Annotated in this window: 13 protein-coding genes; 9 read left to right on the forward strand and 4 right to left on the reverse strand. The window is 76.5% G+C overall.

Going from position 1 to position 10,711, the window contains the following annotated elements:
• Window positions 1-3: 3 nt before the first annotated feature.
• Window positions 4-867: a proteasome subunit alpha gene (gene prcA, locus ACI8AC_RS10450; RefSeq protein ID WP_456897706.1), complete on the forward strand. Its 864-nt coding sequence runs from the start codon at window positions 4-6 to the stop codon at window positions 865-867.
• 485 nt (window positions 868-1,352) lie between these two features.
• Window positions 1,353-2,711, forward strand: a complete 1,359-nt coding sequence (gene pafA, locus ACI8AC_RS10455; RefSeq protein WP_456897693.1) for a Pup--protein ligase — start codon at window positions 1,353-1,355, stop codon at window positions 2,709-2,711.
• Window positions 2,712-2,765: 54 nt separating this feature from the next.
• On the opposite strand, the gene ACI8AC_RS10460 is transcribed toward pafA, so the two are convergent.
• A complete protein-coding gene (locus ACI8AC_RS10460; RefSeq protein WP_456897694.1) occupies window positions 2,766-3,860 on the reverse strand; it encodes a DUF3866 family protein in 1,095 nt (364 codons plus the stop codon).
• Window positions 3,861-4,026: 166 nt separating this feature from the next.
• Here ACI8AC_RS10460 and ACI8AC_RS10465 point away from each other — a divergent pair, with 166 nt between their 5' ends.
• The 5 genes from ACI8AC_RS10465 (at window position 4,027) to tatC (ending at window position 7,615) form a co-directional block, all read left to right on the forward strand.
• Entirely contained in the window at window positions 4,027-5,031 is a 1,005-nt protein-coding gene (locus tag ACI8AC_RS10465; protein WP_456897695.1) for a helix-turn-helix transcriptional regulator, read from the forward strand.
• Window positions 5,028-6,023, forward strand: coding sequence for a helix-turn-helix transcriptional regulator (locus ACI8AC_RS10470; RefSeq protein WP_456897696.1), 996 nt, complete (start codon window positions 5,028-5,030; stop codon window positions 6,021-6,023). Before ACI8AC_RS10465 ends, ACI8AC_RS10470 begins: the two co-directional genes overlap by 4 nt.
• A gap of 10 nt (window positions 6,024-6,033) precedes the next feature.
• The gene (locus ACI8AC_RS10475; RefSeq protein ID WP_456897697.1) at window positions 6,034-6,228 is read left to right on the forward strand and encodes a hypothetical protein; all 195 of its coding nucleotides are present in this window, start codon (window positions 6,034-6,036) and stop codon (window positions 6,226-6,228) included.
• An 85-nt stretch (window positions 6,229-6,313) separates the two neighbouring features.
• Window positions 6,314-6,634 carry a Sec-independent protein translocase subunit TatA gene (gene tatA / locus ACI8AC_RS10480; RefSeq protein ID WP_456897698.1) on the forward strand — a complete coding sequence of 107 codons (321 nt, stop codon included), beginning with the start codon at window positions 6,314-6,316 and terminating at the stop codon, window positions 6,632-6,634.
• 84 nt (window positions 6,635-6,718) lie between these two features.
• Window positions 6,719-7,615, forward strand: a complete 897-nt coding sequence (gene tatC, locus ACI8AC_RS10485; RefSeq protein WP_456897699.1) for a twin-arginine translocase subunit TatC — start codon at window positions 6,719-6,721, stop codon at window positions 7,613-7,615.
• A gap of 60 nt (window positions 7,616-7,675) precedes the next feature.
• Here tatC and ACI8AC_RS10490 read toward each other — a convergent pair whose 3' ends face one another.
• The 3 genes from ACI8AC_RS10490 to ACI8AC_RS10500 form a co-directional block, all read right to left on the reverse strand.
• Entirely contained in the window at window positions 7,676-8,086 is a 411-nt protein-coding gene (locus ACI8AC_RS10490) for a VOC family protein (RefSeq protein ID WP_456897700.1), read from the reverse strand.
• Window positions 8,087-8,091: 5 nt separating this feature from the next.
• The gene (locus ACI8AC_RS10495; RefSeq protein ID WP_456897701.1) at window positions 8,092-8,541 is read right to left on the reverse strand and encodes a helix-turn-helix transcriptional regulator; all 450 of its coding nucleotides are present in this window, start codon (window positions 8,539-8,541) and stop codon (window positions 8,092-8,094) included.
• Between the two features lie 95 nt (window positions 8,542-8,636).
• On the reverse strand, window positions 8,637-9,611 hold the full coding sequence (locus ACI8AC_RS10500) for an NAD(P)/FAD-dependent oxidoreductase (protein ID WP_456897702.1): 975 nt from the start codon (window positions 9,609-9,611) through the stop codon (window positions 8,637-8,639).
• A gap of 67 nt (window positions 9,612-9,678) precedes the next feature.
• On the opposite strand from ACI8AC_RS10500, the gene ACI8AC_RS10505 reads away from it, so the two are divergent.
• Both ACI8AC_RS10505 and ACI8AC_RS10510 read left to right on the forward strand, forming a co-directional pair.
• The gene (locus tag ACI8AC_RS10505) at window positions 9,679-10,266 is read left to right on the forward strand and encodes a helix-turn-helix domain-containing protein (protein WP_456897703.1); all 588 of its coding nucleotides are present in this window, start codon (window positions 9,679-9,681) and stop codon (window positions 10,264-10,266) included.
• Window positions 10,267-10,289: 23 nt separating this feature from the next.
• Window positions 10,290-10,711: diacylglycerol kinase family protein (locus tag ACI8AC_RS10510; RefSeq protein WP_456897707.1), on the forward strand; the 422-nt coding region annotated here is incomplete at its 3' end.

The following is a 10,711-nucleotide window of genomic DNA, read 5'->3' on the forward strand; positions in this document are numbered from 1 at the left end:
ACCATGCCGTACTACGCCTCGCCCGAGCAGGTCATGCGGGACCGCTCGGAGTACGCCCGCAAGGGCATCTCCCGCGGCCGCAGCGTCGCCGTGCTCACCTACGCCGACGGCGTGCTGTTCATCGCCGAGAACCCGAGCTCCACGCTGCACAAGGTCGGCGAGCTCTACGACCGCATCGGCTTCGCCGCCGTCGGCCGCTACAGCGAGTTCGAGAGCCTCCGGGTGGCCGGCGTCCGGCTGGCCGACGTCCGCGGCTACTCCTACAACCGGCGCGACGTCACCGGCCGGGTCATCGCCAACGCCTACGCGCAGACCCTCGGTGAGGTCTTCACCCAGCACATGAAGCCCTTCGAGGTGGAGCTGTGCGTGGCCGAGGTCGGCGAGACCCCCGAGGCCGACCAGCTGTTCCGGCTGACCTTCGACGGCTCGGTCGTCGACGAGCCGGACTTCGTCGTCATGGGCGGCCAGGCCGAGGCGGTCAGCGCCGACCTGCGCGAGCACTTCCTGCCGGGCATGGGCCTGGCCGACGCGCTGCGGGTGGGGGTGTCGGCGCTGTCCACGGTCAGCCCCGCCACCACCGGCAGCAACGGCGCCCCGACCCAGCTGTCGGCCGAGCAGCTCGAGGTGGCCGTGCTCGACCGGCGGCGGCCCCAGCGGGCCTTCCGGCGGGTCGTCGGCGCCGCGCTGCGCTCGCTGCTCGACGGCGGGGACGCCGCGGCCGAGCCGGCGCCCGAGCCGCACACCGCCGCGCACGCGCCCAGCCACCCGGCGCCGGGCACCCCCGCCGGCCTCGGCGACCCGGCGGCTCCCGACACCGGCGGGACGGCCGGCAGCGAGGGCGACCAGGAGGACCCGCCGCGCGGTTGACCCGGGTGCCGGGCGGGCGGCGGCGGGGTGGCCCGGGGACATGCCCGCCTACCGCGTCAACGACGCCGCCGTCGCCCGCGCCCGGGAGCTGATCGACGCCGGCCGGGTCGACGTCGACACCCCGTGGTCCGACGCCGCGCCCTCCACCGAGCAGGCGAACGAGGAGACCGCCCGGCACGGCTGGGACGGCTTCGGGTCCTGGCACCTCGCCGTGGACCCCGACGCCTCCGAGGACACCACGAAGCGCTACTCCTTCCCGTACGGCGACTTCTCCCGGGTCAACCGCGCGGCGCTCGTCCACGGCAAGCAGCGGGCCGCGCAGAACGACCACGACGACGTCGCCCGCGTCGTCGACGGGCTGCTGCAGCGGCTGGACGAGCGGCGCGGCCGAGGGACCACGGGGTGTCCCCGGCGACCGGTCGCCGGCCGGGCGCGCCGCACCGTGACAGGGGGCCACCGTCGGCATCGGCGCCTACGCTCGGTCCGTGGAACGACGGATCTTCGGGATCGAGACCGAGTACGGCGTCACGTGCACCTTCCGCGGCCAGCGCCGGCTCTCGCCGGACGAGGTGGCCCGCTACCTGTTCCGCCGCGTGGTGTCGTGGGGGCGCAGCTCCAACGTCTTCCTGCGCAACGGCTCCCGGCTCTACCTCGACGTCGGCAGCCACCCCGAGTACGCCACCGCCGAGTGCGACGACCTCACCGAGCTCGTCGTCCACGACAAGGCCGGGGAGCGCATCCTCGAGGGCCTGCTCGTCGACGCCGAGCAGCGGCTGGCCGAGGAGGGTGTCACCGGCGACATCTACCTGTTCAAGAACAACACCGACTCGGCCGGCAACAGCTACGGCTGCCACGAGAACTACCTGGTCGGCCGGCACGGGGAGTTCAGCCGGCTGGCCGAGGTGCTGATCCCGTTCCTGGTCAGCCGGCAGATCGTCGTCGGCGCCGGCAAGGTGCTGCAGACCCCGCGGGGGGCGATCTACTGCGTCAGCCAGCGCGCCGAGCACATCTGGGAGGGCGTCTCCTCGGCCACCACCCGCTCCCGGCCGATCATCAACACCCGCGACGAGCCGCACGCCGACGCCGAGCGCTACCGCCGGCTGCACGTCATCGTCGGCGACTCGAACATGAACGAGACGACGACGCTGCTCAAGGTCGCGATCACCGACCTGGTGCTGCGGATGATCGAGGCCGGCGTCCCCGTCAAGGACATGACGCTGGAGAACCCGATCCGGGCCATCCGCGAGATCAGCCACGACATGACCGGCCGCCGCAAGGTGCGGCTGGCCAGCGGGCGGGAGATGTCGGCGCTGGAGATCCAGGCCGAGTACCACAGCCGCGCCGCGGAGTTCGTCGACCGGGAGGGCTTCGGCCCGGTGCACCGGCAGATGCTGGAGCTGTGGGGGCGGGTGCTCAAGGCCGTCGACACCGGCGACCTGTCGCTCATCGACCGGGAGATCGACTGGGCCACGAAGTACCAGCTCATCGAGCGCTACCGGGCCAAGCGGGACCTCCCGCTCTCGCACCCCCGGGTCGCCCAGATGGACCTCGCCTACCACGACATCAGCCGCACCCGCGGGCTGTACTACCTGCTCGAGCGCAACCACCAGGTCGACCGGGTGGCGCACGAGCCCCGGGTGTTCGAGGCCAAGAACGTGCCGCCGCAGACCACCCGCGCCCGGCTGCGCGGGGAGTTCATCCGGCGGGCGCAGGAGAAGCGCCGCGACTTCACCGTCGACTGGGTGCACCTCAAGCTCAACGACCAGGCCCAGCGCACGGTGCTGTGCAAGGACCCGTTCAAGGCCGTCGACGAGCGGGTGGACAAGCTGATCGCCAGCATGTGAGGACCGGGTGGAGTGCCGGGGGCGAGGTTCTCCCGCCCCCGGCACCCCACCCGGTCAGGGCACGCGCAGCGCGGCGTAGCGGCCGGCGGCGGCCGCGGCGAGGAAGTACGGCCGCTCCTCGTCGTACCCGCGGCCCATCGTCGACAGCGGCACGGGGGACAGGCCCAGCGCGGCCTCCAGGCCGTCGACGTCCACCCACACCACCGGGTTGCGCTCCGGCTGGCCGGCGAGGTCCTCCTCGACCTGGCCGCCGAGCTCCGAGCCGAGGCCGCGGGGGGCCACCAGCGTCACCCCGCCCAGCGCCACCCGCCCGAACGCGGTCAGCGAGTGGTGCGACACCCCCCGGTGGCGGGGCCGCGGGTCGGCGTCGGAGATGCGCAGGGCCCCGATCGGCTGCCCGCCGAGGGTGGTCACCGCGTTGCACGCCTCACCGGCGGTCACGCCGGAGAAGCCCCACGGCGTGCCGGTGCCGAGGTTGCCCGGGCCCTGGCTGACGATCGCCACGTCCGCGCCGAGGACGTGCCGGGCGGCGAGCAGCCCGGTGTGCAGGGTGACCGCCTCCAGGTCGCCGCCGAAGGCCTGGCCGACGGTGACCACCCCGGCCAGGGACGGCGCGAGCGCCGACAGCGTCCGCGAGAAGCCGGCCACCAGCGCCCCGCCGTCGGTCATCACGTAGGCGACCCGCAGGTCCGGGTCGGTGGCCAGCACGCCGATGAGGGCCGCCGGCAGCGCCGAGTGCAGGTCGGCGACCACCACCGGCATCCCGCCGAGGTCCTCGGCGTCGGCGATGGTCCGGTGGTGGTCGGTGTCCTGCTCGTCGACCCCCTGCACGCTCACCTGCAGCGGGGTGTACCGGGCCTTGACCAGGTGGCCGGGGCCGGCCGGGTCCGGGGGCAGCCGGTCGGGGACGGCGACGACGAGGGCGTAGCCGCCGGTGCCCAGCCGCTGCGCCCAGGCGGTGGTGTTGAGCAGCACCGTGTCGCCGACCTCGGGCGTGCCGACCAGGGAGGGGTGGGCCAGCGCGCGCAGCTCGCCGTCGCCGGCCACCTCCACGGTCAGCTCCTGGGCGTCCCGCCAGGCCCGCCCGAGGGCGGTGACGGTGCCGCGGCGCCAGCGGATCCGGTGCGGTGTCGTGCTCTCGTCCCCCACGCGGGCAGGCTAGCCAGGCCGTCCGGACGCCGGTTCCGGGGCCGGCGTCCGGGGCCGGTTCCGGGGCCGCCGTCGGGGCCGTCGCCCGGGGCCGTCGCCCGGGGCCGTCGCCCGGGGGCCGGTTTCCGGGCGACCGGCCGGGGCGTCGGCGACTAGCCTGTGCGCCGTGTCGGCGAAGCGGGCGGAGCGGCTGGTCAACCTGGTCATCGCCCTGCTCGGGACCCGCCAGTACGTGACCGCCGCACGGATTCGCGCCACGGTCCCCGGCTACGAGCCCGACGACGGCACCGCCCGCGCCGACGAGGCGTTCAAGCGGATGTTCGAGCGGGACAAGGCCGAGCTGCGGGAGATGGGGGTGCCGCTGGAGACCGGCCGCACCAGCGTCTTCGACACCGAGGACGGCTACCGCATCGCCCGCGCCGACTACGAGCTGCCCGAGATCACCCTCACCGGCGAGGAGGCCGCCGCGGTGGGCCTGGCCCTGCGGCTGTGGGAGTCGGCGCAGCTGGCCGGCGCCGCGCACAGCGCGCTGGTCAAGCTGAAGGCCGCCGGCGTGGAGGTCGACACCGGCCGGGGGCTGCCGCTGCAGCCGCGGCTGGACTCCGACGAGCCGGCCTTCGAGGCCTGCTACACCGCCGCCCGCGACCGCCGGGTGCTGGAGTTCGACTACCGCCGCCCCGACGAGCAGGAGCCCGCCCGCCGGCACGTCCAGCCGTGGGGGGTCGTCGCCTGGCACGGTCGCTGGTACCTCGTCGGGTTCGACCTCGACCGGCAGGAGCGCCGCTCGTTCCGGCTCTCCCGGGTGGTCGGCACGCCGCGGGCCACCGGGCCGGCGGGCGCCTTCGAGCCGCCGGCCGACGTCGACCTCGCCGCGATGGTCGCCGGCCAGTTCGGCGGGGCCGAGCAGCGGGTCGTCGTCCGCGCCCGGCCGGGCGCCGCGGTCGGCCTGCGCCGGCACGCGACCCCGCTGGGGGCTGCAGCGGGCGGCGGCGGGGACGGCGGCAGCGGGGACGGCGGCGAGGTGTGGGACCGGCTCGAGCTGCGCACCACCGAGCCGATGCGGCTGGCCGACCAGCTGGCCGCGCTCGGGCCCGACGTGCTGGTGGAGGCTCCGGCCGCGGTCCGCGACGCGGTCGTCGAGCGGCTGACCCGGCTGGCGGCGATGGCGTGACCTCGCCCGGCACCAACGAGCGGATCACCCGGCTGCTCACGCTGGTCCCGTACCTCACCGCCCGCCCCGAGGGGGTGCCGCTGGCCGAGGCCGCCCGCGACTTCGGCGTCCCCGAGCGGCAGCTGCGCCGCGACCTCGAGCTGCTGTGGATGTGCGGCCTGCCCGGCTACGGCCCGGGCGACCTCATCGACCTCTCCTTCGAGGGCGACCGGGTGCGGGTCACCTTCACCGCGGGCATGGTGCGCCCGCTGCGGCTCACCACCGATGAAGCGGTCGCGCTGGTGGTGGCGCTGCGCACGCTCCTGGAGCTGCCCGGCCTCGCCGAGCGGGAGGCGGTGAGCCGGGCGCTGGCCAAGGTCTCCGCGGTCGCCGGGCACGCGGGGGAGCGGGTCAGCCCGGTCGCCCTCTCGGTCGACGCCCGCGAGCAGGCCCTGGCCGTGGTCCGCGACGCCCTCGAGCGCCGCCGGGCGCTGCACCTGCACTACTACGTGCCCACCCGCGACGAGCGCACGGAGCGCACCGTCGACCCGATGCGGCTGCTGCTGGTCGACGGCCGCTGGTACCTCGAGGCGTGGTCGCGCGAGGTGGCCGGGGTGCGGCTGTTCCGCCTCGACCGCATCGACGACGTCCGGGTGCTCGACGAGCCGGCCGCGCCGCCGCCGCAGGCGGCACCGCGCGACGTGGAGGCCGGTCTGTACCAGCCCGAGCCGGGCGCGCCGGTGGTGCGGCTGCGACTGGCCCGGTGGGCCCGCTGGGTGGCGGAGTACTACCCGGTCGAGGAGGTGCGGGAGGTCGACGACCCGCCCGGCGGCCTCGTCGTCGTGCTCCGCACGCACGACCTGGCCTGGGCCCGCCGCCTGGTCGCCTCCCTGGGCGGGGCGGCCACCGTCGACGCGCCCCCCGAGCTGGCCCGGGCCGTGGCCGACGACGCCCGCGCCGCGCTGGCCCGGTACGCCGCGGGCGCGCGGCCGGCGCCCGGCCCCGGCGGTTAGGGTCGGCGCCGTGCTGCTGCTCGTGGTGTGGATCGCCGTCGTCGTGCTGGCCGCCGTGGTCCTGGGCGCCGTCGTCCACGGCGTCGTCGGTGCGCTGCGCCGCCTCGACCGCGAGGTCCGCGGGTTCGAGGCCGAGCTGCGCCCGGTGCTCGCCGAGGTGCAGGCCGCCGCGGCCCGGGCCGCGGACACCCAGAGTTCACGCTGACGTCGCCGGCCCCCGCCCTCGGGGGGCGGGCACGCGCCGGCGCCCGACGTAGCATCGAACCGCCACCGCACCCCTGGAGGACGTCATGGCCGGACTCGGCCCCTTGGAGATCGGCCTGATCATCCTGGCCGTCCTGCTGCTCTTCGGTTACAAGAAGCTGCCCGACGCCTCCCGCTCGCTGGGCCGCTCGCTGCGCATCTTCAAGGGCGAGATGAAGGGCATGAAGGACGACGACGTCCGCACCAGGGACGCCGCCCGCACGACCCCCGTCCGCGGTGAGGTGCTGCCGGCCGCGCCGTCGGAGGGCGAGCGGCTCGAGGCCGAGGCGCGGGCCGCCGAGGCGCGCGCGGCCGAGCTGCGGGCCCGCGCCGCGGGGCAGGCCGGGGCTCCCGACAGCTCTCGCTGACCCCTCCCGCACGCGATGAGCGCCACCCCCTCGCGCCGGTCCCTGCTGCGCCGGCGCCGCCGGCCGCGGGACCCTGCGGCGACCATGACGCTCATCGCGCACCTGACCGAGCTGCGCAACCGGATCGCCAAGGCGCTGCTCGCGCTGCTGGTGGCCACCGCGGTGGCGTTCTGGTGGTACGGGCACGGGCTGGGGGAGTTCATCCGCGCGCCCTACTGCGGGCTGCCGGCCGACCTGCGCTACGGCGGGGACGCCGAAGGCGGCTGCGGGCTGCTGATCACCGACGTGTTCGGCGGGGTGTTCATCCGGCTGAAGGTCAGCTTCCTGGCCGGGGCGGTGCTCTCGGCGCCGGTGTGGCTCTACCAGCTGTGGGCCTTCATCACCCCCGGGCTCAAGCGCAACGAGAAGCGCTACGGGGTCACGTTCGTGGCGGTGTCGACGCTGCTGTTCGCCCTGGGGGCGGTGCTGGCCTACGTGTCGCTGTCGGCGGGGCTGGAGCTGCTGCTGTCGCTGGCCGGCGACGGGGTGGTCGTCGCGCTGACCGCGCAGGACTACATCGGGTTCGTGCTGGCCCTGCTGGTCGCCTTCGGGGTCAGCTTCGAGGTGCCGCTGATCGCGGTCGCGCTGAACCTGGTCGGGGTGCTGTCCCACGAGGTGCTGGCGAGGAGCCGGCGGTGGATCTTCTTCCTCACCGTCGTGTTCGCCGCGTTCGTGACCCCGACCCAGGACCCGTTCACCATGCTGCTCATGGCCGGGCCGATGATCGTGCTGTTCGAGCTGGCCATCCAGCTGGCCCGGGTGGTCGACAGGCGGCGGGCCAGGCGGGCGGCCGTCGAGCACTTCCACGGGCTGTCCGACGACGACGCCTCGCCCCTGGACGCCGCACCCTCGCGGCTCGACGCGCAGCCCTCGGACCTCGACCTGGCCCTGCGCCGCGAGGACGAACCCGCCGAGGGCCCGCCCGCCTCGTCCCGGCGCTGACGCCCGCGCGGGCCGCCCCGCTGTCCGTGCCGGCCGGCAGGGGCGGGCCCGCCGGGCGGGTCAGCGCAGTTCCTGGATGCGGACCATGTTGCCCGCGGGGTCGCGGACGGCGCAGTCCCGGACCCCGTAGGGCTGCTCGGTCGGCTCCTGCACCACCTCGGCGCCCGCGGCCTGGACCTGCCCGAACGTGCCGTCGAGGTCCTTGGTGGCCAGGACGATCGAGGCGTAGGTGCCCTTGGCCATCATCTCGGTGATGGTGCGCCGCTCCTCCTCGGTGATGCCGGGGTCGGCGGCCGGCGGGTGCAGGACGAGGGAGGTGCCCGGCTGGTCGGGCGCGCCGACCGTGATCCAGCGCAGGCCCTCGTAGCCGACGTCGTTGCGCACCTCGAAGCCGAGGGTGTCGCGGTAGAAGGCCAGGGCGGCCTCCGGGTCGTCGTGCGGGAGGAACGCGTAGTGGATGGTGATGTCCATGCCGGTCACGCTAGGGACGGCTCGGCGACCCGGGCTTCTCGATTCCTGACCGGTCGGGTCACCTGCCTGGCCACGCAGGACGGCAGCCCGGCGGTCGCGCGGGCCGCGCGGCGCCGGTAGGTGCTCGGCGGCATCCCGACCAGCTCGGTGAAGCGGGTGCTGAAGGTGCCCAGCGAGGAGCAGCCGACGGCGAAGCAGACCTCGGTGACGCTGAGGTCGCCGCGCCGCAGCAGCGTCATGGCGCGCTCGACGCGGCGCGTCATGAGGTAGGCGTAGGGCGGCTCGCCGTAGGCGAGCCGGAACCGGCGGCTGAGGTGCCCGGCCGACATGTGCACGCCCCGGGCGAGCGCCCCGACGTCCAGCGGCCGGGCGTACTCCCGGTCGATCCGGTCCCGGACGCGGCGCAGCCGCGCGAGGTCGCGCAGGTGCTGCGCCGCGGCCGGTGTGCTGGTCACGCGGAGGATGGTGCCCGCCGTGGGGGCCGGCGGTCGAGCCCCGCGGCGGGCACCGGCGTGAGGCCGGCCCCCGCGGGGGCACCGGGCGGCGGCCGTCACCGGGCCCCGGCGGCCGCCGGCGCGGCCCGGCGCGCGGCGACCGCGGCGCCGGTCTCCTCGGTGACGAGGTCGGCGTTGATCTGCGCGGCGGCCATGGCGCCGGCGGCGGCCGCGGCGCCGACCTGCGCGGCCAGGTCGGTCACGTTGCCGGCCACCCACACCCCGGGGACGTCGGTGCGGCCGAACGGGTCCGCGGGCAGGTGCTCCCCCACACCGGCGGGGTGGGGGACCGGGTGCAGCCCGAGCCCGGCGAGGAACCCGGCGCGGGCCCGCATCCTCGTGGCCACGACCATTGCCTCGAGCGGGACCCGGGTGCCGTCGGCCAGGTCCACGCCGGCCAGGCGGTCACCCTCGACGGCCACGCCGGCCACCGCGCCCTCGACCACCCGGATCCCGCGGGCGGCCAGCTGCTCGGCCTGCGCCTCGTCCGGCGGCAGCGTGTGCGCCAGGTAGGTGACGTCATCGGACAGCTGCCGGAACAGCAGCGCCTGGTGCACCGACATCGGCCCGGAGGCCAGCACGCCGATCGCCCGGTCGCGGACCTCCCACCCGTGGCAGTAGGGGCAGTGCAGCACGTCGTGGCCCCACCGTTCCCGCAGGCCGGGGACGTCGGGCAGCTCGTCGGCCAGCCCGGTGGCGACCAGCAGCCGCCGGGCCCGCAGCACCCGGCCGCCGGCCAGGGACACCACCAGCGCGCCGCCGTCCCGGGTCACCCCGGTGACCTCGCCGCGGACGACGGAGCCGCCGTAGCCGCGGACCTCGGCCCGGCCCCGTTCCAGCAGCTCGGCCGGCGGTACGCCGTCCCGGGTGAGGAACCCGTGCACCCCGTCGGCGGGTGCGTTGCGCGGTTCGCCCGCGTCGACCACCAGCACCGACCGGCGCGACCGGGCGAGGACCAGCGCCCCGCTCAACCCGGCGGCGCCCCCGCCGACCACCACGACGTCCCGGTCCTGCTGCTCCTGTGCGCTCATGCCGGCCACGGTGCCCGCCGCCCGCGCGTGCTGGCAAACGTCCTTGCGGTAATGGCAAGCTGGGTGGGTGGGCGACGACCTCGAGCAGACCCTGGCCGCGGCCGGTCCCCGCCTGCGGGCGCTGCGCAAGCGCCGGGAGACCACCCTCGCCGACCTGTCGGCCGCCACCGGCATCTCGGTGAGCACGCTGTCGCGGCTGGAGTCGGGCGCCCGGCGCCCCACGCTGGAGCTCCTCCTGCCGCTGGCCCGCGAGCACGGGGTCACCCTCGACGAGCTGGTCGGGGCCCCGCCGACCGGCGACCCGCGGGTGCACCTGCAGCCGGTCACCCGGCACGGCATGACGATGCTGCCGCTGACCCGCCGGGCCGGCGGCATCCAGGCCTACAAGCTGGTCATCGCCGCCGGGGACCGGCGCGAGCCCGATCCGCAGACCCACGAGGGCTACGAGTGGGTCTACGTCCTCGACGGCCGGCTGCGGCTGGTGCTGGGGGAGCACGACCTGGTGCTCCGGCCCGGCGAGGCCGCCGAGTTCGACACCCGGGTGCCGCACTGGTTCGGCGCCGCCGACGGGCGCGCGGTCGAGTTCCTCAGCCTCTTCGGCCGGCAGGGGGAGCGGGCGCACCTGCGGGCCCGGCCGGCGGCCCGCGACCGGTGAGCGCCGCCGAGGTCGCCGTCCTGGTGCCGCCCGCCGCGGGCCGGGGGCGGGCGCGCGCGGTGACCGCGGACGTCCTCACCGCCCTGCGGGGCGGCGGGCTGGCCCCGCGGGTGCTGCCGGCCGCCACCCGGGCCCGCGCCGAGGCCGAGGCGGTCGCCGCCGCCGCCGCCGGTGCGGCCGCCGTGGTCGCCGTCGGCGGGGACGGCGCCGCCCACGCGGGGCTGCAGGCGGTGGCGGGGACCCCCACGCCCCTGGCCGTCGTCCCCGCCGGGACCGGCAACGACCTGGCCCGGGCGCTCGGGCTGCCGGCCGACCCCCTCGGGGGGGGGGGGGGGGGGGGGGGGGGGGGGGGGGGGGGGGGGGGGGCGGGGGGGGGCGCCCGGGGGGGGGGCGGGGGGGGGGGGGGGGCCGGTGTGTGGGGAGGGGTGGCGTGCGGGGGTTGCGC

It is taken from the genome of Geodermatophilus sp. SYSU D00758, from assembly GCF_054049955.1.